A 25,704-nucleotide genomic window follows, 5' to 3' on the forward strand; every position below is an offset into this window, starting at 1 on the left:
CCGTCAGGGTCTAGTGTGCAAAGATATCCTGCAAAACCGGCAGCAGCATGTCTATCCGATGCGCATCGACCAGCGCCAGAAAGCGCGCCCTGTCACAGGACGCATGGATCAGATAACTGCCCGTCGTCGCATCTATGCCCAGGATCAGACAGCCGGGCGTGTCGCGTGTTGCCATGGATCGCGCCATTGCAGACTGGATGTCGCGCAGATGCGCCTGCGACAGCGCCTCGAGCCGCGCCGCGCCGCCTGGCTCTCCCAACCGTTCGGTGATACGGCCATCCGCGTCCAAAACCAACGCCGCATTCGCATGGCGGCGCAGGCTTCGCATGGCCTTGTCCGTCAGATCTTCGCCCGCCGGGGCATCCAGATCCAGACCCAGGGCCGCCGCGAGCGCGGTGGCTGAACTGCCAACATCTGAACGATCCTGGCTGCTGTCCATACGGTGGCTTTGCAAGGTCACCTCTGTTGCGCGCAGCAAGGCGCGCTCCAAGTTGCGGGCAAGGCCACGCGCCGCCTCGACCGGGTCGCCAGGGTCGCCGACCGATCCGCCGCTGCCTGCGATCACCAGCCGCAAAAGCCGCCGCCCGGCGATATCCAGCGCAAACCGCTGTCCGGTATTGGCAACGACCCGCACATAGCGGGGCAGGATCGTTTCGTCGATATCGCGCAAAAGGGCTGCGGTCAGATCACGCTGATCGGGCGCCGAAAGGCGCCGATGCCCCAATCCATTAAGCCGCACACGCGCGCCCAAACGCACCAGCCGCGCCGCGACGCGGGGGCAGATTGATGCGGTATCACCCAGGGCATATGTGGCGTTGTTCCGGATCATGGCTGTTCAGAGATCCGGTGCAGGGTCCTGCGTCCTGCATCGAGCATGTCGCGGATATCGGTCTGATCGGTAAAGGTGCAAAAAAGCGCATCCGCGCTATCAAGATGCGAGCGGAGAAAGAGCCGGATTTCCCCGCTGCCCAGGGTCACGGCCTGGGTCAATCTGGACCCGCCCAGAAAGGCCGCGACCGACCCCGCAAACCCGCCATCGAGCGCTCCGCTGGCCGAGAGGCACAGCGCGTCAAGATCCTCCTGCGGGGGTTTTTGCGCGGCACTGGCGCAAAGGACGATCCGTGCATTCAGATCGCCAAATGCCACCAGAGTACAGCCCGGCACCGTGGCGCGCAGCATGTCGAGCTCGTCGGCGATGCTCATGGGATCTGACCCTGTCCGCTAGACATGTCCCGGAACGCTCTGTGTTTCGTCCTCGGTTGGGCGGGCTCGGCGGAGACCGCCCGTGGGAGGAGCCACCCGCGCAGGCCGCACAAAGGGTGTGTCTCCGGCCTCGGCGGCGGCCAGCATCGGTTGGGCCGTTGCGTCGTCATCCGCGTCGACCCTGAGTGTGGCCAGCATGTCGATCAGCGCCTTGATAAAGGGTTCCGCGCCGCTTGCGTCCCATTTCGCCCGATCTTCGCCCGCCGCCAGCGCATCCAGCAGGGCCACGGGGAAGATTTCCCGGAACAGGCCTTTGGTTTCGGCACGTAAACGCGCCAAAACCCGGGCCCGGTCGCGATCCGAGCGCAGTTTGTCAAACCGGGTGACCAAGAGAATGGCGTTGGCCTTGAGCGTTTTGGGCAGACTGTCAAAGGCCGCAGCCTCTGATTGCCGCCAAGCCTGGGTCGCGTGGGTACACCAAATCACCAGATCGGCCTCTTCGATCAGTTCGTGCCAGATCTGCCCATCCATATTCGGGTCTGAAATGCCCGGCATGTCCACCAGATCGCAAAGGCTGAGGATGTCTGATTGCATCCGCATGCGAATGAGACGAGTGTCGTCGAGCGCCACATCCTCAAGCCCGGCCGCGCCCATCGGGTGCAGACCACCGTCCGGATCCTCTCTCAATGGATCGCCATGCCCATGTGCGATCCACACCGGAGGCATGCGCGTCGCGGTGGTTTTGACGGGCAGCGGATCTGCCCCCAGCAACAGGTTGGTCAGCGTGCTTTTGCCTGCGCTGAATTCCCCCATCAGCGCCACACGCGGGCGGCGGGGGCCGGTAGGTGTCTGGGCTGCAGTATGCGTGTCAGTCATGTCGGTTTCCTTGGCATCCGGGGCACCATGCGATCAGGCGGCGCAATGCGACAGGGTGCGCATCGTGTCTTCCAATGCCCGTTTGCGGTGCGCCTGTTCGTCAATCGACAGCGCCGCATCGACCGCATCAGTGCCATCGGTGGCCTTGTTTGCAAGGTCAGTCAGAAGCGCTCGCTGCTCTTGCAGAAATCCATCGAGAGTTTTGAGCGCCGACACCTGCAACCGATCGGCATGATCGTATTTGAGTTCGGCCAGAATACAGTCGGTCTCGGCCTTGATCATCGCGCGAAAGCTTTCGGCAAAGGCCTTGTAACCCCGGGTCCGCCGCCACCAACTGGCCCACCAGCCGTCCTTGAAGTCGAGAGCAATGGTTTGACCCAGGACCACGGGCGCGGCCAGATCCGGGGGCGCGGGCGCCTCGATGCCCAGGCCGTTGACGACGCCGCCAAAGGATGCGGCATAAAGGGCTGCAATCTCGGTTGCGGCAGCGTCATAACGACGTTGAGCGGCATTGCGCGACTGGGTGCCAAAAACCGTATAGGCCGATCTCAGCAACATCCGCAGGCCGGTGGGGTCGTAGGACCAGATCGGCGCTTCGCCATGGGTTTCAAGATGCTTGATCAACGAATAAGTAGCCCGATCCAGGAAATTGCCATGCGCGCGGTCCGAGCGTGCATGATAAGATGCGACAATCCCGGACAGGTCCTTCTTAAGGGCTGTGAGATGACGGTCCGCAATGGCGTCCAGTGCGGTGCGGATTGCGTGAGGGTCGATGCCGTCCGGTAATCCGCCCTGCGCTGAAACCGTAATCGCCTCGGACACTGTCAGGCTGTTGGCCAGGTTCATGGCATTGCGCGCCGTCTTGGTCAGCACCTCGCGGCCGGCGCCACTGGCGATGCGGGTTCCGATGGCCCGGAACAGAGCCGGGAGCCCCGACAGATCCCAGACCATCTGGGCCGGGGACTGATCCTCTCCGCCCGGCGGGATTGCCTTGGCAGCCCAGTTCAAAAGCGCCTCGGCGCTGTCTTCGGTCATGGTCTCGATATCGTTGGCCAGCACCTTGGCACCCCAATAGGCACTGCCAAAGAGGATCTCGGCCTCATCGGGGCCGTTCTGGGCCCTAAGCGTTTCGCGGATGCTCTGGCGGATCTCGTCAATCTGCGCGGCCGGGTCCGAGAGCTCGTCAATGCGATTGACAAAGATGATCACATCGCGCGCATCCAGGTTCGAGATCAGTCGGATCACCGCCATATCGACAGAGCTGAGCGCCTGATGCGCCGACAGAACCATGACGCAAAGCCGACTGTTGCGGATCGCCTGGATCGTGACCTGTTCGCGCATCATGAAGGTGTCGTTCACCCCCGGTGTGTCGCGCAGACATAACGGCACCGGAAATTCCGGAGCGCGCAGATAGAGGTCGGCGGATTTCGTAATATCGGCGAACCGGCCTTGATCTGTGCTCTGGGCCTCTTCGTCAAAGAGATCGCCGAGACAGATGTATCGCTCGATCAGGTTCTTGTCGAAATAACCATAATCATGGCTTTGCCCCAGCAGCAGCTCGAACTTCTTGCCCAGACGCGCGCGGGATTTCTCGCGCATCGCTTCGATCTGTTCGCGGATCTTTTGCACTTCGCCTGCCGCACCCACACGGTCTGCCATCTCACCAAGTCGGCCGCCTTTCTGCATCAGGCGATCCCATTCATCGGCGCCGAAGAATCGGAAGGCGGCCCGGTGGGTTTGCTCATGCGCGTGCGGCGTAAGGTGCAGCGATGTGACGACCGAGGTCCAGGGGTTCACATCCGATGGCAGCAGGTCTGTCCAACCGGCCATTGCATTGACAAGCGCGGTCTTGCCTGCCTTGACTTGGCCCAGCAGCGTCACACTGGGTTCGAAGGCCATCAGATCTTGGCGCATACGGGCGACCGACCGCCCAATCGCCTCGTCTCCCTGCGCGGCGAGATCTGTCAGCGCAGTGTCGAGCTTGGCCAGATCGGCGGCAAGTGCATCCAGCGCGTCAAACCCCGCACGCGGCAGGTTCGGGCGCCGTTCCACGCGCAGGTCTGTTGCGCCGGTTTTCGCCCGATCCGTGTCGCGATTGCTTGCGCCAGTTATGCCCGTTTGATGGTGACCCATTTGGTTCTGCCTTGGCCATTGTCTGCTAGGGGTCGGATCGCAGCCGCGTCGCCTCACACGCCCCCAGCCTTCTGGTTTTGGGGATCCCCTCTCATTCTGTTTGGCGTCTGAATGTGGTGGTTTTGGGGCTATCGTTCGGCGTTACTGGATCGTTTTCGGCGTGATCACCCGGCGGTTTTTTCCGCCATTTCCTTTTTCAACTGCAACAGCAGCGTGACCGCATCGGTGGCGGCATCCTCGGTCTGTTCCAGCTGCAGCAAAAGCATCATGTCGGCGCTTTCCAGAACATCCTCTTGCAAGTCGCCAAGTGCGGCATCGGTCGCGTCAAAGTCCTGCAACAACGCGCTGAGTTGATTGGCGGTATCCAGGCAATGCTCAAGCACAACTGCGTTGCTGTTGGTTTGCGGTGCTTCGATCGCGCTGAGGAGCTTGTCCGCCCGGTCCTGAAGATAGTCAAGCGCCTCGACAAATATCTCGCGGTTGCGCTGGGAGGTGCCCAGCATCTCTGGCGTGTCAGGTGGGATGGCCGGATCGGGATCGGGTGCCACGCGGTCGCGCGGGTCGAGCTGCGCCATCGCCGCAGAATAGCGGCTGAGAAACAGCAGAGCATTGTCCGTGTCGGCCCGCCGCCCCGTGTCCACCAGCCGCAGCACTGCAATGTAAAGGGCATGCCCGCCGCTGGCGGTCCACAACTCCGGCTCGGGCGGGTCGCTGTCGGTTCGGGCGGCAATCGCCTGAATGGTGGCCAGGGAATAGAGGCTGTGAAACTCTTCGGCGACGACCTCTTCCAACGCTGCAATACGATCCCGCAAAAGACCCTTCATCAAAAGCTGATCGGCCTTGGTGATCACCAGAAAGCTGTGATCTTTCAGCGCGTCGGGTGCCGGAGACCACAGCGCCTGTTCGACAGCGTCAAAGCCTTGGGTGCACCACAGCACGATATCGGCGCGCTCCATCCCCCAGTTGGCTGTATCGCGCTGACGTAGCGACGGGCCCGTCAGCGTGATTTCTGTGAGGTTGAACCGATTGAGAATCGGCAGCGGCAGTTCCAGCCGCACCATAAGCGTATCATCGGGAAGCGGAACATCTGGCCCCCCGTGCCATTCATGGACCGTCTGATCCTGTTGGATCAGAAAGACGCGCCGCACTTCGCCATAGACGATTTCGCAGGCAGGCAGATCCGCGATCTGCGGATAGACCGAATGACCCAACAGCATGTTGATCAGCCGGGATTTGCCGCTTTGCGGTTTGCCCAGAACCACGATCTGCACCGGGGTGCGCAACCGTTCCAAAAGGCGCAAACCCAAGAGTTTGGCCTCGCTCGGGAACCGATCCGAGGCCAGAACCCGTGTCAGCTGTTCCAGCACGGCGGCGCTGGTGCCGGTCTGGCTCATGCCGATTTCTCCTCGGCCCGCTTGACGTGACAGAGCATCGACAGACCGTCGATTGTCTTGCGCGCAACCACTGTGATCCGGCTGCCGCGCTGCACATCCGTTTGGGCGGCGATCTGTGGCGGCGGGGCGGTGCCCTCCGTTTCAGCGTGCTCCGACGGCAGAATCGCGCGAATGGCCTCTTCTGTGGTGGCCAGGTCCGGAGCGGGATGGGTGGCCACGGTATGCGCCTGGGCCACCTTGATCACGCAGATCGACACGTTGTCCTGGTGGGGATCGTCCAGCGCGTCCAACGCGCGTATGAGCGATCGGGTAATCTGAGCGCTGCTCAGATGCGCGGTTTCCTGGATCAGCCCCGCGATTTCGCAATCGTCCAGAAACTGTAACCCGTCGCTTGCGACCAGCACCACATCCCCCGGGCACAAGGCAACCGGTGTCGAGGGGCAATCCACGCGCGGTATCCGGCTGCCGCTCAGCACCGAGGTCAGGCAATGCCGGTCTGGGTGGTTCTCGGCCATGTCCGAGGCCATCAACCCCTTTTCGACCAAGGCGTCGATCTGCCCAGCAAGGGAATGGTCTTCGTTCAATTGAGACAGGGTGCGGTCCCGATAAAGAAAGAGCGGCGAATCCCCGATGGAAACCCAATAAAGTTTGTCCCGTATCAGAACCGGAGCAACCAGCGTTGTACCCATTCCCTGGGCATTGGGGTGGTGGTCTGTGTGATGGCGCAGGCAGGCATTTGCGGTAGCGGCCGCATCCCTGAGAATGTCGGGGATATTGCCTTCGAAGGTGGTGGGATCGCCGCTTTGAAACTTCAATTCGCTGAACATCTCTGTCACCACGATCTTGCTGGCGATATCGCCCGCCGCATGCCCACCCATCCCGTCAGCGAGCACGGCGAACCCCATTTCGCCGCCCAGTGGGAAGTCTGCAATGATTGCATCTTCCTGCTGGTCGCGCTGGCCCACAATCAGGGCCGAAGCTACATCATAGGAGAGCTTAGTAGGGGGGTGCATGAGGGTCCGCGCCATCCTCGCTCCAGCTAAAACCCGCGTCGCAAAACGCCACAAAGCGCAAACTCGTCTCACCGATCCTGATGACGGCGCCCGAGGGCAGCTCTTCGGTGCTGAGCACCGGGCGGTCGTTCAGGCGGACCATGTTGGCCTTGCCGCCGTGGCCCAGATAGAACCCGCCCCGTTCCGCGTCATGGGCGATTGCGGCATGGTTGGATCGTGAGATCGCCGTGTCGCCGAAATCGAGCCGGATCGCCTGATCTTCCCCCCGCCCAAGCTGGGAGACACCGGTTTGCAGGGTAAAGGCAGTTCCGCGCCCGGGCCCAGCAATGACCACGAGCCAGCCGACAGGAAAGGTCAAATCGGCGCGGCCCCGTACCGGTGTCGCATCGCGGAACGGATCGCGGATCGGGTCTTCGGCGGGCGCAAAGCCCAACAGGCGGGTCTTGACGCGGCTGGCCGCGCGGCCGGACCGGCCGGTCGCGGGGGCAGGTACCGCGACAAACTCCGTATGCCGCACCTCGGTTTCCGGCGCCACGGACCGAACCGGCAGGTCGGCCAGCGGCGGCGTATCAACCGGTGGCATGTCTGACTGACGGTCTAAGGGTGCGCTGACCGGTCCGCGCACGGCATCCTTGTTCAAGGGCGGGATCAGAGCGGCAACGGTCTCCTTCAGATCGGCAGGATCTGCGATATCGGGTGCGACCCGCTCCTCCGCACGCAAGGTCAAAGGGGCCGTGGCCAGGTCATCCCTGCTGTTGCCCTTGCCGGTGTCGTTTTCGGGCAAGTCAGAGAGACGGGTCTCGTCCGCGACTATGGGCTCAACCTCTGTCTCGTCGCGCAACAAACGGTCGAAGATGTCATCGTCGACGACGGGCACGTCCTGCGAAAGCCGTGTCATGGTGCGGTCGGTCGGGTCCGTTGCGGCCGGTTGTCCCGATACGTCTGGTCGAGGCGGGACCGGAAAGGCGTCAACGGGCTCGGCCGCGTCAACGGTGGCTCGTTCGGAAATGATATCGCGAATGAACTTCATCGGTCGTCTCCTGGATCAATTGGTGCAGGATCGGTTGGTGCCTGTCGGGCTCGGCATCAGTCGGCCAAGCAAGGACTTGAGTGAGCGTGGCCGCTCTGTCGGATCCGGGGTGGCTGTCTGCTCGGGCGGGGGCGTTGCCTCGCTGCCTGTCTCGCGCGCGATCTGACGGTCTTGCTCGCGCAACCACTGCGCCACATCCTCGATCGGATTGCCGAAGATATCGACGGGCTGACGGTCAGGGGTTTCCGTCTGCGGTGCGACCCGATTGGTGTCGAGCGGATTGCAGACCTTTTTCATGTTGCGGGCGATACGTTTCAAGTCACCCGGCTTGCCCTGTTCGAGATCGCGATTGGTGTCTTGGACCAGGCGTGAGATTTCACCGGCAATGGTCAGGTCGACCTCATCGGTCGGGCCTTCGGTCTGCGCCGTTACAGAATGCGTTGGGGTGTCGTGACTTTCGATCGCAACCAGCCATTCAGTGGCGGATTGAGGACGGGTTTCGGGAAAGACACCCAGCGCGCGGTCGATCAATCCAAGAAACGCGGTATCAAACCCCTCGATCCGCCCTGCAAGAGGGCGATAGGGATCGCCGCTTTCCGTTGCCACAGCGGCGAGACGCTCCTGACTGTGCGGCGGTGCCTCACCGGTGATGATGTGATAGAACGTCGCCCCAAGAGAGTAGAGATCAGAGGCTTCGGTCTGGCTGACCCCGGACAGGTAGAACTCCTGAGGGGAATACCCGTCCTTGACCGCCAGCAGCGCCGACAGCGCGCGATGCGCCTTGGTCGCATGTTCGCGCGCCGCTCCGAAATCAATCAGCGTCAGCGTGTCGTCCCAGCCAAGCAGGAAATTGTCGGGAGAGATGTCGCGGTGCAGGATGCCCTGTCCATGGATATAGCCGATCGCGCGCAGCGCCTGATGCATCAGCTCGCGGATCAGATCGGGCCTCAGGCGCTCGGGCTTTTCTTCGATCACCATCAAAAGGTCGACCCCATCAAGATAATCAAGCGCCATATAGGCTGTTCCGTTCTCCTCAAAGACCTGGTGGACGCCCACGATATTGGGATGCTTGAGACGGGACATGCGCCGGGCTTCGCGCAGGAAATGACGGGTGATTGAGGCGAATTGTTGCGTCTGGTCGGGCAGCCGCGCCACGACATCGCGATCTTTGCGGATACAGATCGCGTTGGGAAAGCATTCCTTGATGACAACCCGGCGTTCCAGGCTGTCGCGCGCCAGATAGGTGAGGCCGAACCCGCCCCGGACCAGATTGCGTTCGATAATGTACTGCCCATGCAATAGAGCTGTACCGGGCGGCAATTCCTCCACCATATCGTCGCCGGAATGCACGAGGCCCTGTTGCATGCGTGTCTGTCGCCCTCTCTCCTCCGGGCGGCCCGCATGACGGAACGCACCTATCCAGAGATAAGCATCACCAGAAATGTGATGATATCGTGGTCCTGGTCGGACAAACTATGGGCATTATACAAGGGTCGGCGCGACAGCGCGCCGCGCGACGGGATCGCGCGACGGGCGTTTTCAGCTTTCAGGCCGGGGTTTGCAGGTAATCGCTATCCGTTACATGCTCCATCCAGACGGCGGCGACGCCGTTTTCGGCCTCCTGAATGGCGATGTGGGACATCATGGTGTCAGGGCTGGCGCCGTGCCAATGCTCCTCTCCGGGCGGGATCCAAACGGTATCGCCTTCGCGGATCACTTGGACCTCACCCGAGCGGAGGCCGATGCGGCCCACGCCCGACACGACATATAATGTCTGACCCAAAGGATGGGTGTGCCATGCCGTGCGCGCGCCGGGGGCGAAGGTTACCTTCAATGCCCGCATCCGCGCTGGATCGGGTGCGTCCCAGATTGGGTCTTGCCAGACGGTTCCGGTAAACCATTCGGCGGGCACAGGCTTGGTGTCGCGTCCTGCGGGAAAGATCTCCATCGGGGCCTCCGGGCTGCGGTGTGTTCGACCGCATCAGAGGCCAATTCACAAGTGGGGGCAAGCCCGCAAGCGCCAAAAAAAATGCCAAACACGAGACACGTGCCTGCCCCTTTGTCGGCTCATTTTTTCGTTAATCCTTATCTATCGCAGCAAGAGCGATGCCAGCCTTCAGGAGTTGCGCGACGGATGGCTGAACGGCCAAGGAGATGGGGACAAAATGAAAATTCTGGCGGTTGATGACGATCCCAGTGTCCTTGAGATGCTGGTTGCGGCGTTAGGCACGCTGGATACCTACGAGGTGGTCACCGCGGCCTCTGCGGCAGACGGGCTTGAGATCTTGATGGATGATCCGGATGTCTATCACGCCATCCTGATCGATATGCAAATGCCGGACATGAACGGCATTGAAATGTGCGCCGAGGTGCGCAAGCTGCCCGACTATGCCGAAACCCCGTTGATCATTGTCACCGCGATGTCCCAGCGCACCTTTATCTCGGATGCGTTCCGGGCCGGGGCAACCGATTATGTCACCAAACCGTTCGACCTGATCGACTTGCGTGGGCGCGTGACCTCGGCCGTTCGCCAGTCTGCGCGCAGCATGTCAGCCAGGATGGACAATGTGCATGAGCTTTCGGATGCGATCCGATTGCGCAATATCACACGGTTTCTCGGGCATGACGAATACGAGAACTATGTCATGCAGATTTCACAGAGTCTGGCGTCGAAATCCTCTGTCGTCGCCATCAAGATCGTGGATGTGGCCAAGCTTTATCAGACCCTGACGCCCGGCCAATTCCAAATGGCTGTGGAAACGGTCGGATTGGCGATCTCGAGCCTGACGCGGCAGGAGGGGCACGTCATCTCGTATCGTGGCAACGGTGTGTTCTTGTGCATTCACATTGGCCGATACGAGGTGTTTCCCGACACGTTCGAAGGCCTCTTGAACAAACAGATCTTTGTCAGCAAACCCGACGCGCTGGGCAAGCATGATTTGCGCGCCTGCGTTGGTGAGACCAGGGTCCTGCAAAGCGCCTCGAAAGCCGCGGCACTCGATACGCTGAAGTCCGCAGTGCAGAGTGCGGATGCAAAATCCGACAGTTACGCAGCCCAGCCGGTAATCTCGAAACGTGTTCTCAAGAACATGGCGCGCAGTCCCGAGGAGGAGCGCGTGGAGCGTCGCGTCTATTCCATGCTGTTGAAGGACGTGATGCGCGATGAGTTCGATCATGTTGCGCCCGGTCGACAATCCCGGTGAAAACCGCCGCATTAAGACCAAATTGCGGACAATTTATCAGCAAACCCGGTTGGTAGGGTACATCAGAGCAGGAATGATAGCGGAGGCAGCCCGCCATGGGCGTTGCAGATACACTGACGGACCAACATAGTGCCTGGTTCAAGGTTGAGCGCATCGAGCGCCAACTCAAGGACTATGTCGGGATCACCAAAAAGCTGATCTGGCAGCGTCAGGCGATCTTCCTGGCGGCCACGATACTCTCGGTCTTCTATTTCGATCCACTCGCGCCCATTGTCTGTTACAGTTTGGTGCTTTTGACCGAGGTTTTCGATTTGTCTTTGGCCCGCCGGATCGAGGCATGGAAGGATCACGATCCGCGCCGTGCGAGCGGTTTTCTGGGCTGGATCATGGTGAACACCGCGCTGAGCGCGCTTGCGATCTGTGCTTTCGTGTTTCAGATCGCCCTGCAACAGGATTCAGGCGGGCATTTTACCCCGCTGTTTTTCCTCTTTGCGGCGGCGGTCTTTGCGGCGATGAACAATCACCAGCTTATCCCGGCCTTGGCTTTGCGTTTGGGCATCTACTTCGTCACCTTCTTTATGATCGTGCTGATCGACATCTGGCGCTTCAACCCGCCGTTGGAATCCAATGCCTGGCTGCATTTCTTTACCGTCCTCTTTGTCATCTACTTTATCGTGGACTGTTCCTTTGCGTTTTTGCGCATGTACCGCCAGGGTCTGCGCCAGCTTGAAGAGCTGCAGGAAGAACACGAGCGGACCAAAGCAGCCTATGAGGTGAAGTCCAAGTTCATCTCGACCGTCAGCCACGAGCTGCGGACGCCTCTGACCTCGATCAAAGGGTCGCTTGATCTGCTGAATGCCGGCGCGTTGGGTGAGGTGCCCGAGGCGATGCGACCGATGCTGGAAATCGCAGGCAAGAACAGTAAGCGCCTGGCCGACCTGATCAACGATCTTCTGGATCTTCAAAAGATCGAAGCCGGCGAAATGGTGTATCGTTTCGAGCCGCTCAGCGTGAGACACCTGATTTCCGAAGCGGTGGACGCCAACCAGGGATATGCCGACAGTCTGGGCGTCGGTCTGGTCACAAATCTGCCCAGTCCCGATGTCTTTATCGAGGGCGACGAGTCGCGGTTGATGCAAGTGATGGCGAATGTGATCTCCAATGCGCTCAAGTTCTCAAACGAGGACAGCGCGGTGCGTGTCTTTGGAGAAATCATCGGTCAGAAGGTCCGCATTTGCGTAAAAGATACCGGAATTGGCATTCCAGATGATGCCAAGGATAAAGTATTCGGAAAATTTACACAGGTTGACAGTTCCGACCAGCGCCGGACCGGCGGTACGGGTCTGGGCATGAACATCACCAAACAGATCGTTGAACGCCATAAAGGCGAAATCGACTATGTGAGCCGCTTGGGGCATGGAACGACCTTTTTCATCGAGTTCGATATCTGTGACATGGCAAATGACGGGTTGGAGGCGGCGGAGTAGACGCCAGCCCGATTCATTCGCCCCGCATCGGCGGAAATCCGCAAACAATTGCATATTCACCATTTTTTGAACGAAAACTGACGTTGTTGCGCATCTGCTTAGCTCAGCCTACGGCCATTTGGTGCGGATTGGCATCAGCTGATCGCGCTGAGTGTGCCTGACGTGCAACATGTTAAAATTTCGTTAAGAATGTGACATCTTTACGGCGGGACGTTGCGCTCTGAACCTGATCTAGTCGGCCTAGGGTTGTATGGATCAAGGGCTGGGGCGTCAGAATGCAGATTTCACGGGTGGCCAAGATGGCGGAACCCTCTTCCTCCGTATTTCCGGAACTGGCGCCGGTTGAGGAGGTAAAGCGGTCTGCGTCGGATCGGCTCAAACTGCCGCCGAAACTGCGCGTTGTTCCCGACCCTCCCGGTCAGAGCGGGACGGCGCATCTGCGCGCCAACGTTTTGTCGTTTTCCAACATCCATCGGTTTGGCGATCTCTGGGCTACGTTCATGCGCGCCCGCAAGGCGGTGTTTATCGACCGGCTGAAATGGAGCTTGCCGGAGCATGATGGGATGGAGTTTGATCAATACGATACGCCCTATGCCCGTTGGATCGTCGTGCATGCCTATGGGGAGATCATGGCAGGTGTCCGATTGACGCCGACAACGGCTCAGGTCGGTATGCATAGCTATATGCTGCGCGACGCGCAGCTCGGCATGTTGCCAAGCATTCCCAGCGATGTCCTTTTCTTTGAGGCACCGGTAGAGGATCGGATTTGGGAGGCTTCGCGCCTTTTCATCACCGATGCGGTACCCAGTGATCGTCGCACCCAGGTGCAGGCGGCCTTGATGAACAATTTCGCGCGTGCGGCCCGTGCGGAAGGCGCAACACATGTGATTGGTATCGTGCCTGCGGTTTGGTCGAGATGGCTGCGCCGCCTGGAAATGGGCGCAGTACCTGTCGGGCCACGGTTCTCAATCGACGGGACACGCAGTCAGGCCGCGCTTTTCAACGTTCTCAAACAGGGCGTTTAGCGGCAGTAAACCGGTTCAACCAAATATCTTCGACGGAGGCATGTGGTCCCGGGTCGGTTGGTCAACTTCTGCGCATTTGCTGGTCTTGAAAGAGACAATACGGCATTTTGCGGATATCCCGATTGCGAAATCTTGCTCTCCACGGCTTTCTTGCGGAAGGCGGACGCATTATGGTGCGCCGCATACACAATCAAAAACGGGGAGATTATACCAATGTTCAAGACATTGTTTTGTGCCGCGACAGCGATTGCGCTGGTGGCACCGGCAGTCAACGCCGAGACGCTGAAATGGGCGCGGGCCGGGGACGCGCTGACACTGGATCCACACGCCCAGAACGAAGGGCCGACATCGGCCCTGGCGCACCAGATCATGGAGCCGCTGGTCATGCGCGACATGACCGGGGCGATTGTACCGGCGCTGGCCACAGAGTGGGGTCCATCCGAGACCGACCCCACCGTCTGGACCTTTAACCTGCGCGAAGGGGTCACTTTCCATGACGGCGCTGAATTCGATAGCGAAGACGTCGTCTTTTCACTCAACCGCGCAATGACGCCGGATAGCGACTTTAAAGAGCTCTTGGCATCCGTTGCCGAAGTACGTGCGCCGGACAAGTATACGGTCGAGATTGTCACCGAAGGGCCAAATCCGATCATGCCCAACAACCTCACCAACCTGTTCATGATGGACAAGGGGTGGGCAGAGGCCAACAATGCCGTCAAGGTTCAGGATTACGAAGGCGGCGAGGATACCTTTGCGGCCAAGAACGCCAACGGCACGGGCGCCTACAAGCTGGTCAGCCGCGAGCCTGACGTGCGCACCGTGCTGGAGATCAACGAGAATTACTGGGGCAAGGACGAATTCCCCATGGATGTGACGCGCATCGAATACACGCCCATCCAGAACGCCGCGACCCGAGTGGCGGCGCTTTTGTCGGGCGAGGTGGATTTCATCCAGGACGTGCCGGTGCAGGATCTGCAGCGTGTGTCGGCAGCCGATGGTCTGGATGTGCGCACCGCCCCGCAGAACCGGGTGATCTTCTTCGGCATGAACTCAGGCGATGCCGATATCGGCAATGACAATGTCGAGGGTGCCAACCCGCTGTCGGATGTTCGGGTGCGCAAGGCGATGTCGATGGCGATCAATCGTGATGCCATCCAGCAGGTCGTGATGCGCGGCCAGTCCGCCCCTGCGGGCATGATCGCGCCGCCCTTTGTCAACGGCTGGAACGAGGCAATGGACAGCTCTTCGATGACAGATGTTGAAAAGGCCCGCACCCTCATGGAAGAGGCCGGATATGGCGACGGGTTCGCGATCCAGCTCGATTGCCCCAATGATCGCTACATCAACGATGAGGCGATTTGTCAGGCCGCTGTCGGGATGTTGGCGCAGATCGGTGTGACCGTGAACCTCGATGCCAAACCCAAGGCGCAGCACTTCCCGCTGATCAACACGTTAGAGACCGATTTCTATATGCTGGGCTGGGGCGTGCCGACCTACGATTCTGAGTATGTGTTCAACTTCCTCGTCCATACAAAGGGTGAGAAATACGGCTCATGGAACGCGACCCGCTATTCCAACCCCGAACTGGATGCACAGATTGTCGCGCTGGCCTCGGAAACCGATCTGCCCAAGCGGGACCAGATGATCAACGATATCTGGAAGGTTGTGCAGGACGATCAGCTCTACATTCCGATTCACCACCAAGTGCTGAACTGGGGGATGAAGTCCAACGTAGGCACCATCGTGGCTCCGGACGACACAGCGAAGTTCAAATACTTCACCATGAACTGATCCTGTACCCATGTTCAAAAAGGGGCGTCGCAGTCGCGGCGCCCTTCCTTTTTGCGGATCAGTTTATCCGCGGCATCATCACCGGCTCAGGCCTGCGTTTGACACACACACCGGCCGACACCGTTTGGATCGGAAAATCACGCAGCTGGATCGTGTGCCGCCGATTTGCGCCCATACCGGCGCGAGAGCGATGATGTCTCCGTGATGCGCAACCGTGAAATTGCCGGACGGTGCAGCCGTGCCCGCGCCAACACGGACGCCCAGCGCCTGGATCCGGTCAACGCAATAACGGGCTCTGTCTGGCGTTTCGCACCCGGCAACCAGGCTGGTGGCAAATGGAATGCCGCAAATCCGGCTCAAATCCCTCTCTCTTTCTTCAATCAGAGATGCAGACTTCATCCAGATCCGGCAGCGATGTTCTTGTGATTTCCATGGCGCCGTCAAAACCCAGGCCCCCTTGGGCAAGTCCGCGCCACCAGGCTTGCCGCGCGGCTTGTCCCGGACTAGCCTTTCACGGATGATCCGTTTTCTTGCTGTTGTCTTCACGCTGGTTCTTGCCAGCACCGCCCAGGCCCAGTCGAAGGCCGAAATCGACCTGGCCAAACAGACCTTGCGCGCGCTTCAGGAGCGGTCGGTTCAGGGCAACCGCGAGTATTGCGGGTTGATCGGGCGGGATGCAGCCGGTCGCCTGGTCGTTGTCCCCGCCAGACGCGGGACCCGCGCCAGGTGCCGCTATCCAGACGCGCCACAGAGCCTCAGGATTGTGGCGACTTACCATACACATGGGGCATTCCTGCGCAGTTATGACAATGAGGTGCCCTCGGTCCTTGACGTATTGGCCGAAGTCGCGACAGGCACGAACGGGTATGTCTCTACCCCCGGGGGCCGGTTTTGGTACATCAATGGTAAGACGGGCGAAGTGCGCCTGATCTGCGGGCCGAAATGTCTGCCCTGGGATCCACGCTTTGTGGCCGGGCTGGCCGGTCCGATTGCCGGGAAATATACGCTCAATCAGCTCAGAGAGCGGCAACTCGGGTGGTGATCACGCGCAATTGATGTGACCCCATCGGTCACGATCCGCACCCTGTACGCAAAACACATTCCTGGGGGATATCCTATGTTTCGTATCGCATCTGCTGTGGCTTTGACCGCATTGGTCAGCACCGCGCAGGCTGAAGAGTTTCGCTGGGCCTCGACCACCGATCCCCAAACAATGGACCCGCATGCGGTGAATTCAGCGCCGGTGCTGGGCTTTCTCAACAACGTTTATGAAGGGTTGGTGCGGCGCGGCAAGAACATGCGCATCGAACCGGCGCTTGCCGCCGCGTGGGAGCCGATCGAGGGCGGGCTGGGCTGGCGCTTCACCCTGCGCGAGGGCGTGACGTTTCACGATGGCAGCGCTTTTGACGCGGCGGATGTTCTGTTCTCCTATCAGCGCGCATCCGATGAGGTGTCCGATACCCGGAGCTGGTTCGCCCCCGTCAGCGAGGTGCGGATTGTGGATGACTACACCGTCGATATCCTGACAACCGCGCCCAATCCGATCTTTCCCGACAGTATCGCCAACTGGATGATGATGGACAGCGATTGGGCCCGGGCGAATGGCTCCACCCTGCCGGACAAGGATAAGGGCAGTTATGCCACGCTGAATGCCAACGGCACCGGCGCCTTTCGTGTGACCGCGCGTGAGCCGGGCCTGCGCACAGTGTTGGAACCCTATGACGGTTGGTGGGGCGAGGCCGAGCACAACATCACCCGCGCCGAGTTCACGCCGATCCAGAACCCTGCAACGGCCGTTGCGGCGCTTTTGTCAGGCGATGTCGACATGATCAACCCTGTGCCCATTCAGGACACCGCGCGTCTGGCGGGCCGCGACGATGTCGCCGTCATTCAGGGGATCGAGGCGCGGGTCATCATGCTGGGTTTTGCCCATGATCATGAGGTGCTGAAATACGGCTCAGACGCGGGCGACCCCAATCCGTTCCGTGATGCGCGTGTGCGCACCGCCGTGGCCAAGGCCGTGAACGTGCCTGCAATCCTGCAAACGATCATGCGCGGCAATGCCGAACCCGCAGCACAGCTGGTCAGCCCCGCGATGCGCGGTTTTTCGCTGGCCCATGCCGCGCGTCCGGCGTTTGACGCTCAGGGCGCGCGCGCTCTGCTGGCCGAAGCAGGCTATGGCGACGGGTTTTCCTTTGGTCTGAAATGCCCCAACAACCGCTATCTCAATGACGAGGCCGTGTGCCAGGCGATCGTGTCGATGCTGGCGCAGATCGGGCTGAGCGCGCAGCTCGACGCGATGCCGGTGCAGAATTACTGGCCCGAGCTGCGGGCGGACAATTTCGACATGTACCTTCTGGGCTGGTCGCCGGGCACCTTCGATGCCGAGCATCCAATCCGTTTTCTCGCCGCGACCCCGAATGAGGAAAAGCGTTTGGGAAGCTGGAATTTCGGCGGTTACTCGAATGCGCGGATCGACTCGCTTTTGCCGATGATCCAATCCGAGATTGACGATAGCGCCCGTCAGGCGATGCTGGATGAGGCGGCGCAGATCCTTCAGGCCGAGGCAGCGTATGTGCCGATGTATGTCCAACCGCTGATCTGGGGCGCACGCGCCAATATCGCGCTGACCCAGCGCCCCGACAATTTCTTCATCCTGCGTTGGGTGACGGTGGACTAGGGGCATCCACAGGCGTATCGGCGGGATGCAACCCAACGCTTTCAGACGCGCCCAGGCTGTTGAATGGCTCCGATATCGCCCATCCGCCGGGGAAATGTATGGCATCCGTGGTGGCGGGATAGACGGGCATTCCGGGCCCTACACTGTCTTCCGACCGCGTTCATCTAGGCGGTGCGCCGGTCGCCTTGGCAGGTACGGCCTTTGCAATTAAGGGTTTGTTCGAGAAGGAAAGTCCCGGTGGCAGGCCCGATGTCATCAAGCACTTGGGCGGCGGGTTTGGCGCGCTGCACAGCGTGCGGGCAGACCGGTTCCGCGCCGCAAGGGATTTTGGCAAGGCCGCTGCATTCGCTTGACCGACGCGTGCGACTAGGACAAAACGCACTATGCTCGCATACATCATTCGCCGTGTATTTCAGTCTTTGCTTGTCCTGCTGATTGTGGGTCTCGTGGCGTTTTCGATGTTCCGCTTTGTCGGCGATCCGGTCGACAACATGCTTGGCCAGGAAAGAACGCAGGCCGATATTGATCGGTTGCGCGGTGATCTGGGCTTGGATCAGCCGTTCCCGGTGCAGTACTGGAAATTCCTGGGTGGTGCTATTCAGGGCAATTTTGGCGTTTCCTATAGGCAGGGGCGTCCAGTTGCAGACATCATTGTCGAACGCGCACCCGCCACGCTGGAACTGGCCGCTGTCTCGGGTCTTTTTGCGATCCTCGGCGGGATAGGGCTGGGTGTGTTTACCGCGATCCGACGAAACGGGCTTGCCGCAAACGCGATTATGACCCTCAGCCTGATCGGGGTGTCGCTGCCCACGTTCCTCATAGGCATTCTTCTTATATACGTCTTTTCGGTGGAGCTGGATCTGTTACCCAGTTTCGGACGCGGGGAGGTCGTCAATCTGGGCTGGTGGTCGACAGGGTTCCTGACCCAAAGCGGGCTTCTGGCGCTGATCCTGCCGTCGATCACGCTGGGGCTCTATCAGATGACGCTGATCATGCGCCTTGTTCGGTCCGAGATGCTGGAGGTCCTGCGGCAGGATTACATCCGCTTTGCCCGCGCCCGGGGCTTGCGCGAACGGGCGGTGAATTTCCGTCATGCGATCAAGAATACGCTGGTGCCGGTGATCACGGTGACGGGACTGCAACTGGGCTCGATCATCGCCTTTGCGATCATCACCGAGACGGTGTTTCAATGGCCGGGCGTGGGGCTGCTGTTTATCAACGCGGTGCAGTTCGTGGATATCCCAGTGATGGCCGCTTACCTGATGCTGATCTCGGTGATGTTCGTGGCGATCAACCTGATCGTCGACCTGCTCTACTTCGCGATTGACCCGCGCCTGCGCGTGGATGGGAGGGCGACATGACCGATGTAACCGACCGGACACCTGCAGCGCCAAAGCCGCGCCGCAGCCGTATACAGGAATTTTTGTCGTCGGATTTCTTCTATGCCTTTCGTCGGTCGCCCGTGGCCATTGCGTCCTTTACCGTGGTGTCCCTTCTGGTCCTGAGCGCGGTCTTTGCCCCGCTGATCGCGCCGCATGATCCGTTCAACCCCGCCTCGCTGAACCTGATGAACGGGTTTACCGCACCCGGCACCCCGAATGCGTTTACCGGCGATCAGTTCTTTCTGGGCACCGACGATCAGGGGCGCGATGTGTTTTCCACCATCCTTTACGGTATGCGTATCTCGCTGTTTGTGGGCTTTGCTGCGGTGCTCTTTGCGATGGTTTTGGGCGTGCTGCTGGGCCTTTTGGCGGGCTATGTGGGCGGCTGGGTCGAGACGCTGATCATGCGTGTGGCCGATATCCAGCTGACCTTTCCGTCGATCCTGGTGGCAATGCTGATTTTTGGAATCGCCAAGGGGTTCACCCCGGTGGAATATCGCGACCAGATGGCGATCTGGGTGCTGATCATCGCCATTGGCCTGAGCGACTGGGTGCAGTTCGCGCGCGTCGTGCGCGGCGCCACATTGGTGGAAAAGAACAAGGAATACGTGCAGGCCGCGCGTTTGATCGGGCGCACGGGACCTGCAATCATGCTGCGCCACATTCTGCCCAATGTCCTGTCACCGGTGCTGGTGATCGCCACCATCTCTCTCGCGCTGGCGATCATCGCCGAGGCGACGCTGTCGTTTCTCGGCGTGGGCGCGCCGCCGACCCAGCCGTCTCTGGGCACGTTGATCCGCATTGGGCAGGGGTTCCTTTTCTCGGGGGAATGGTGGATTCTGCTTTTCCCCGCGGCGACGCTGCTTGCGCTGGCCTTGTCGGTGAACCTGTTGGGTGATTGGCTGCGCGATGCGCTGAACCCGAGGCTGCGATAAGTGGCGCGCCTGCCTGCATCCCGATCCGCTCGCTTCCGCCCAATGGGGTTGGAGGATCTGCGGCGCGCCCTGGACTGGGCCGCGACCGAAGGCTGGAATCCCGGCCTGGGCGATGCGGAGGCTTTCTTGGCAGCCGACCCCGAGGGATTCTTTGTCGCCGATATCGACGAGCAGACCGTTGCGGCGATATCGGTTGTCAACCATGGGCCGGAATTCGCGTTCCTGGGCCTCTATCTTTGCCTGCCCCAGTATCGTGGGCAGAGCATCGGATATGGCCTTTGGCAGCACGCACTGACCCACGCGGGCGATCGCGTCGTAGGTCTCGATGGCGTGCCGGATCAGCAGCCAAACTACCGCAAGTCCGGATTTGACCTGACGGGTCAGACCTACAGGTTCAGCGGATCCTTGGCGGGGCGCCAGGCAAAGGGGCTGCGGCCCGTCTCATCTGCCGATATCCCTGATCTGATCGCGCTTGAGGCTCATGCAAACGGCTATGCCAAGCCCGGCTTCATGTCAGCCTGGCTGACCGATATGCCAGCGCGGCGCAGTCTCGTGCTGGGGGATGTGCCGCGCGGTTTCGTGACGATCCGCACCTGCCGCGACGGGTACAAGATCGGCCCGCTTGTCGCCGAGAGCATTGCCGATGCGGAAACCCTGATCCGCGGCGCCGTCGATCTGATGAGGCCCGGTGAGGTCATGATCGATGTGCCAGACGATTGCGTGCCGCTGATGCGGTTTTGCGAAGACGAAGGTTTGACCGTTTCGTTCAACACCGCGCGCATGTATCGCGGATCCCCGCCGCGCGTCGGCGCCCTCCTGCGCGCCATCGCCACGATGGAGCTTGGGTGATGAGCGACCCCAGCCTGACCCCGATCCATTCAGAAACACCGGAACGTCCTTTGAGCGAACCTGTTCTATCCGTCCGCGATCTGATCGTGGAAATTCCTACGCGGTACGCGGTGCTGCGGCCTGTCGATCAGGTGTCCTATGACATCGCACCTGGCGAAATCCTGGGCGTTGTGGGCGAATCCGGCGCGGGAAAGTCGATGACCGGCAATGCGGTGATCGGCCTGTTGGATCGACCCGCCCATATCGCCGACGGAGAGATCTGGCTGAAAGGTCGGCGGATCGACAATCTGCGGCGCGACCAGATGCGCGCCATCCGGGGCAAAGAGATCGGGATGATCTTCCAGGATCCGCTGACATCGCTCAACCCGCTGCTCAGGATCGGCGATCAGCTGTCCGAAACGATCCTCGAACATCTGCCCGTAAGCCGGGCCGAGGCGCGCGTACGGGCGCTCCAGGCCCTGGACGAGGTGGGCATCCCTGCCGCGGCGGAGCGGCTGAATTCCTACCCGCATGAGTTTTCCGGCGGGATGCGGCAACGGGTGGTAATCGCGCTGGCGCTCTGCGCCGAGCCGTCGCTGGTGATCGCGGATGAGCCGACAACCGCGCTCGATGTCTCGGTGCAGGCGCAGATCATCGCGCTGTTGAAGCGGCTCTGCCGCGAAAAGGGGACATCGGTGATCCTGGTGACCCACGACATGGGCGTGATCGCCGAGGCCGCCGACCGGGTCGCTGTCATGTATGCGGGCCGTTTGGCCGAACTGGGGCCGGTCGCACAGGTCCTCAAGACGCCGCGTCACCCCTATACAGACGGGCTGGTGGGTTCGATGCCGATGGCCTCGGCGGGCAAGGAACGGCTGCGCCAGATCCCGGGCTCTATGCCGCGTCTGGGCAGCCTGCCCGATGGCTGCGCGTTTCATCCGCGCTGTCCAAGGGCCGAGACCCGGTGCCGTCAGAACCCCGGCCCGACGCTGGGCGCCGATCACGGGCGCGCGGCCTGCTGGTTCCCGGTGGGAGAGGTCTCATGAGTCTTGTGAGCGTGCGCAACCTGACGCGGGTCTTCGATGTGTCGAAACCCTGGCTCAACCGGGTGCTGGAACGGTTGCCCAAACGGTATCTGACGGCGGTCTCAGATGTCTCCTTCCAGATCGAGGAGAACAAGGTCTATGCGCTGGTGGGCGAAAGCGGTTCGGGCAAATCGACCATCGGCAAGATGCTGGTAGGCCTCTTGCCGCCCTCCGAAGGCGGTGTTGAGATCCGGGGTGTGAACCTCGCCTCTGAACAGGATGCCAAGACCATCGACGACATCCGGTCGGATATTCAGATGATCTTTCAGGATCCCTATGCCTCGCTCAACCCGCGCTGGCGCGTAGGCGATATCATCGTGGAACCGGTGGCCGCCCGCGGCGGCGACACCACGGGGCTGGCGTCCAAATTGCTGGAACAGGTGGGGCTGGCGGCCGAGGACGCGCAGAAATTCCCGCATGAGTTTTCAGGCGGACAGCGTCAGCGGATCGCTGTGGCCCGCGCGCTGGCCTCCAACCCCAAGCTGATCGTCTGTGACGAGCCGACCTCGGCCCTGGATGTGTCGGTGCAGGCACAGGTGCTGAACCTGATGTCGGATCTCAAGGACGATCTGGGTCTGACCTATCTCTTTATCAGCCACGATCTGACGGTGGTGCGGCATATGGCCGACACTATTGGAGTGCTTTATCTTGGCCGCCTGGTCGAGGAGGCCGCGCCGGAGGATCTGTTCACCACTCCACGGCACCCCTATACCCAGATGCTCTTGGACGCGGCCCCGCGCATGGATGAGATCGGCCGCGAGGTGGAGCCGCCCACGGGCGAGATCCCCGATCCCATCAACCCGCCCAGCGGATGTGCGTTTCATCCACGCTGCCCACTGGCAACGGATATCTGCAGAGAGAGGCGGCCCGAGCTGCGCTATGTCGGTATCACGCGGGTTGCCTGCCATCATACGGATGCGGCGTAGGGCGGGACTTGTCCCGCCCCCCCTGGCCGGCGGGACAAGTCCCGCCCTACGGCGTCAGTTCTCATCCTCCACCCGCACCGGATTGCCATGCCGGTCGCGCCAGTGCGGGGCCTTGCGGCTGCGGTACTTGGTGGTCAGCTCCAGCGGCGTGTCATTCTCGTCATAGATCCCGATCACCACGCCGCGTCGCCCCGCGTCGCCGCGCATCTCCAAGAGCTGCGCCTCGGACCGGGTCGTGCGCTGGGACGGGCGCCGCGCCCATTCGAAAAGCTTGTCATACATCTGGGCCAGCACCTCGGCGTGATCCGGGCTGTCGCCCAGATCGGTCAGTTCATCGGGGTCGTTTTGCAGATCGAACAGGATCGGGCGGTATCCCCCTTCGCAATGGATCAGCTTCCAGCGCTTATTGGCGATCATGAACATCACGGCATCCCGTACATTGAGGTTCAGCCGTGCCGCGAGCGGAGACCCGGAGTAGTCATATTCGCAGATCACATACTCCCTCAACGTCTCGGCCCGCGCGCCATGCAGGATCGGCAGCAGCGATTCCCCTTCCAGGATATGCCCGGCCGTTGCGCCGCCTGCCACCTCCACAAAGGTTGGTGCCAGATCAATTGACTCCACCAGCGCATCGCAGACCGTGCCCCTGGTCGCGTCTGCCTCGGGTGAGGGATCGTAGACGATCAGCGGCACCCTGGTCGAGGTGTCGTGAAAGAACGTCTTTTCCCCCATCCAGTGATCGCCCAGGAAATCCCCGTGATCCGAGGTCAGCACGATCATCGTCTCGTCCATCCGACTGGTGTCCTCCAGCCAGTCAAACAGAACACCCATCTGGTCGTCGCATTGCTTGATCAGTCCCATATAGGCGGGGATCACTGCTTCGCGCACATGCTGCTGGCTGAAGGTTTCGCCGATCTTGGTGGTCATGAACGCCTTGAGCACCGGATGCGCGGTGTCGAACTCTGCCTGCGAGCGGACCGGCGGCAAAACCTGATTGGGGCCATACATGTCGCAATAGGGTTCGGGCACGATGTAAGGCCAATGCGGCTTGATGTAGCTCAGGTGACAGCACCAGGGACCATCGGCCTGTTCGATGAACGCCATGCCCCGACGGGTGAGATAGGGGGTTTCGCTGTCCGCCTCTTCGACATTCGCGGCCCTGGGCGCGTTTCTCAGGAACCAGCCCGAAAGCACATTGCCCTCGTCATCGAGGCCTGAATTGGCAAAGTCGTGCCACGGGTTGTCACTGTCATAGCCCTTGTCTTGCAGATAGGCATTATAGGCCTTGGCGCCGTCCGGATCATAAGGACCGTCCGGACCTTCGGGCAGCATGCCGTCGTCGCGCTCGTAGACGTCAAAGCCGCATTCCGCAACGCGGGCACCGATCAGGCTGTCGGGCTCCAGCCCCAGCCGCGCCATGCCTTCGGCATCCGCGCGCATATGGGTCTTACCCACGAGCCATGCGCCCATGCCTGCGCTGCGCAGATGATCGCCCATCGTCATCTCGCCCACTTTCAGCGGAATGCCGTTCCAGGAGGCGCCATGCGAATGCACATAGCGCCCGGTATAGGTCGACATGCGCGAGGACCCGCAGATCGGCGACTGGATATAGGCCCGGTCAAACCGCACGCCCAAGGAGGCCAAACAGTCGATATTCGGCGTGTCCAGATACGGATGCCCATAACAGCTCAGATAATCCCACCGCAGTTGGTCGAACATGATGAACAGGATGTTTTTCGCCTTGGCCATGCCGGTTCTCCCCATGCTGTCGATTGGGCCGGGAAACCGACCGGTTTGCAAGCCTTAATATGTTAACGATCTGCGCCGATCGCGCGCGACAGCTCGGTCGCGGCGCGCGCCACCTCGCCGCCGAGCCGCGCGATCTGATCATCTGGTATGCGCGAGGCCGGGCCCGAGACAGACAGGCCGGCAACCGCTTCTCCATGGATGTCGAAGACCGGAGAGGCCACGCATTTCATGCCTTCGTTGCGCTCTTCGGCGTCGATGGAATAGCCCCGGGTGCGGGTCGCTGCCAGATCGCGTTCAAGGCTGGGCAGATCGGTCAACGTGTGGGCTGTGAACCGGTCCAGCCCGTGGTCCCGCACGATATCGCGCACGCGCTCCGCACCAACCTGTGCCAACAGCGCTTTGCCGATGCCCGATGAATGCATGGGCGACAGCGTTCCGGGCGGAAAAAAAGCGCGGATCGAGGCATGGGTCTCGACCTGGCTGAGAAACAGAACCTGCCCGCCGCGTTCCATGCCCAGATTGGCGGTCTCACCGGTCGCTTCCATCAGCTGTCGCAAGATGGGGCGTGCACGTTCCACCAGATTGGTTCGGCGCAAAAACCACGAGCCGATCAGGAAGGCGCGTGCGCCTACGTTCCAGACCTGGGTGGCGGGGTTGAACTCGACCATGCCGCGCCCCTCCATCGTGATCAACACGCGGTAGACCGTGGCGGGGGACTGTTCAGTGGCCTCGGCCAGTTCCGACAGGGTGGCGCCACCGATTTCCGACAACCGGTCGAGCATTTCCAGCGCCCGGTCCAGAGATTTGATCGTGTTCTGCCCGGTCTTGTCATGCCAGTCGCGCGGGCGGCCACGGGCGCGGCGCGATTCTGTGGATTTCTGTGGAGAATCGACCATCTGGACTCCTTTCATGAAAAACGCTTTCAACGTATGAAAAATATAACGCTCTGTAAATACGTGCTTTT

The 25,704-nt window shown here is 60.9% G+C and carries 22 protein-coding genes; 11 read left to right on the top strand and 11 right to left on the bottom strand.

Annotation, left to right across the window (positions count from 1 at the left end):
* Positions 1-10 precede the first annotated feature (10 nt).
* The 9 genes from HEP69_RS14200 to HEP69_RS14240 form a co-directional block, all read right to left on the bottom strand.
* Complete coding sequence (locus HEP69_RS14200; protein WP_290559204.1) at positions 11-829, bottom strand: hypothetical protein; 819 nt, start codon at positions 827-829, stop codon at positions 11-13.
* Positions 826-1,203 carry a hypothetical protein gene (locus HEP69_RS14205; RefSeq protein ID WP_290559205.1) on the bottom strand — a complete coding sequence of 126 codons (378 nt, stop codon included), beginning with the start codon at positions 1,201-1,203 and terminating at the stop codon, positions 826-828. Before HEP69_RS14205 ends, HEP69_RS14200 begins: the two co-directional genes overlap by 4 nt.
* Before the next feature lie 18 nt (positions 1,204-1,221).
* A complete protein-coding gene (locus tag HEP69_RS14210; RefSeq protein WP_290559206.1) occupies positions 1,222-2,079 on the bottom strand; it encodes a GTPase in 858 nt (285 codons plus the stop codon).
* 33 nt (positions 2,080-2,112) lie between these two features.
* Positions 2,113-4,131, bottom strand: a complete 2,019-nt coding sequence (locus HEP69_RS14215) for a dynamin family protein (RefSeq protein ID WP_290559207.1) — start codon at positions 4,129-4,131, stop codon at positions 2,113-2,115.
* A gap of 245 nt (positions 4,132-4,376) precedes the next feature.
* Positions 4,377-5,606 (bottom strand): hypothetical protein, encoded by a 1,230-nt coding sequence (locus tag HEP69_RS14220; protein ID WP_290559208.1) that lies wholly within the window; start codon positions 5,604-5,606, stop codon positions 4,377-4,379.
* Positions 5,603-6,634, bottom strand: a complete 1,032-nt coding sequence (locus tag HEP69_RS14225) for a protein phosphatase 2C domain-containing protein (RefSeq protein ID WP_290559209.1) — start codon at positions 6,632-6,634, stop codon at positions 5,603-5,605. The genes HEP69_RS14220 and HEP69_RS14225 overlap by 4 nt, the downstream gene beginning before the upstream one ends.
* Positions 6,603-7,649: an FHA domain-containing protein gene (locus HEP69_RS14230; protein ID WP_290559210.1), complete on the bottom strand. Its 1,047-nt coding sequence runs from the start codon at positions 7,647-7,649 to the stop codon at positions 6,603-6,605. The genes HEP69_RS14225 and HEP69_RS14230 overlap by 32 nt, the downstream gene beginning before the upstream one ends.
* Before the next feature lie 15 nt (positions 7,650-7,664).
* Positions 7,665-9,014 carry a serine/threonine-protein kinase gene (locus tag HEP69_RS14235; protein ID WP_290559211.1) on the bottom strand — a complete coding sequence of 450 codons (1,350 nt, stop codon included), beginning with the start codon at positions 9,012-9,014 and terminating at the stop codon, positions 7,665-7,667.
* A gap of 181 nt (positions 9,015-9,195) precedes the next feature.
* Positions 9,196-9,597: a cupin domain-containing protein gene (locus HEP69_RS14240; protein ID WP_290559212.1), complete on the bottom strand. Its 402-nt coding sequence runs from the start codon at positions 9,595-9,597 to the stop codon at positions 9,196-9,198.
* A gap of 217 nt (positions 9,598-9,814) precedes the next feature.
* Here HEP69_RS14240 and HEP69_RS14245 point away from each other — a divergent pair, with 217 nt between their 5' ends.
* From HEP69_RS14245 to HEP69_RS14295, 11 genes are all read left to right on the top strand, one after another.
* Positions 9,815-10,852, top strand: coding sequence for a response regulator transcription factor (locus HEP69_RS14245; RefSeq protein WP_290559213.1), 1,038 nt, complete (start codon positions 9,815-9,817; stop codon positions 10,850-10,852).
* A 95-nt stretch (positions 10,853-10,947) separates the two neighbouring features.
* Positions 10,948-12,339, top strand: coding sequence for a HAMP domain-containing sensor histidine kinase (locus HEP69_RS14250; RefSeq protein ID WP_290559214.1), 1,392 nt, complete (start codon positions 10,948-10,950; stop codon positions 12,337-12,339).
* A gap of 275 nt (positions 12,340-12,614) precedes the next feature.
* Entirely contained in the window at positions 12,615-13,364 is a 750-nt protein-coding gene (locus HEP69_RS14255; protein WP_290559215.1) for an acyl-homoserine-lactone synthase, read from the top strand.
* A 213-nt stretch (positions 13,365-13,577) separates the two neighbouring features.
* On the top strand, positions 13,578-15,155 hold the full coding sequence (locus tag HEP69_RS14260; RefSeq protein ID WP_290559216.1) for an ABC transporter substrate-binding protein: 1,578 nt from the start codon (positions 13,578-13,580) through the stop codon (positions 15,153-15,155).
* Positions 15,156-15,672: 517 nt separating this feature from the next.
* On the top strand, positions 15,673-16,197 hold the full coding sequence (locus tag HEP69_RS14265; RefSeq protein ID WP_290559217.1) for a DUF4329 domain-containing protein: 525 nt from the start codon (positions 15,673-15,675) through the stop codon (positions 16,195-16,197).
* A gap of 75 nt (positions 16,198-16,272) precedes the next feature.
* A complete protein-coding gene (locus HEP69_RS14270; protein WP_290559218.1) occupies positions 16,273-17,835 on the top strand; it encodes an ABC transporter substrate-binding protein in 1,563 nt (520 codons plus the stop codon).
* A 383-nt stretch (positions 17,836-18,218) separates the two neighbouring features.
* Positions 18,219-19,196 (top strand): ABC transporter permease, encoded by a 978-nt coding sequence (locus tag HEP69_RS14275; protein WP_290559219.1) that lies wholly within the window; start codon positions 18,219-18,221, stop codon positions 19,194-19,196.
* On the top strand, positions 19,193-20,152 hold the full coding sequence (locus HEP69_RS14280) for an ABC transporter permease (protein ID WP_290559220.1): 960 nt from the start codon (positions 19,193-19,195) through the stop codon (positions 20,150-20,152). Before HEP69_RS14275 ends, HEP69_RS14280 begins: the two co-directional genes overlap by 4 nt.
* 42 nt (positions 20,153-20,194) lie before the next feature.
* Positions 20,195-21,001 carry a GNAT family N-acetyltransferase gene (locus tag HEP69_RS14285; protein WP_290559221.1) on the top strand — a complete coding sequence of 269 codons (807 nt, stop codon included), beginning with the start codon at positions 20,195-20,197 and terminating at the stop codon, positions 20,999-21,001.
* A gap of 50 nt (positions 21,002-21,051) precedes the next feature.
* The gene (locus tag HEP69_RS14290) at positions 21,052-22,026 is read left to right on the top strand and encodes an ABC transporter ATP-binding protein (protein ID WP_290559265.1); all 975 of its coding nucleotides are present in this window, start codon (positions 21,052-21,054) and stop codon (positions 22,024-22,026) included.
* Positions 22,023-22,991 (top strand): oligopeptide/dipeptide ABC transporter ATP-binding protein, encoded by a 969-nt coding sequence (locus HEP69_RS14295; protein ID WP_290559222.1) that lies wholly within the window; start codon positions 22,023-22,025, stop codon positions 22,989-22,991. Before HEP69_RS14290 ends, HEP69_RS14295 begins: the two co-directional genes overlap by 4 nt.
* A gap of 54 nt (positions 22,992-23,045) precedes the next feature.
* Here HEP69_RS14295 and HEP69_RS14300 read toward each other — a convergent pair whose 3' ends face one another.
* Both HEP69_RS14300 and bhcR read right to left on the bottom strand, forming a co-directional pair.
* Complete coding sequence (locus HEP69_RS14300) at positions 23,046-24,740, bottom strand: sulfatase-like hydrolase/transferase (protein WP_290559223.1); 1,695 nt, start codon at positions 24,738-24,740, stop codon at positions 23,046-23,048.
* A 62-nt stretch (positions 24,741-24,802) separates the two neighbouring features.
* Positions 24,803-25,636, bottom strand: coding sequence for an HTH-type transcriptional regulator BhcR (gene bhcR, locus HEP69_RS14305; protein WP_290559224.1), 834 nt, complete (start codon positions 25,634-25,636; stop codon positions 24,803-24,805).
* Positions 25,637-25,704: the final 68 nt, after the last annotated feature.

It is taken from the genome of Aestuariivita sp. (genome assembly GCF_021404545.1).
In the GTDB taxonomy this organism is placed as follows: domain Bacteria; phylum Pseudomonadota; class Alphaproteobacteria; order Rhodobacterales; family Rhodobacteraceae; genus Aestuariivita.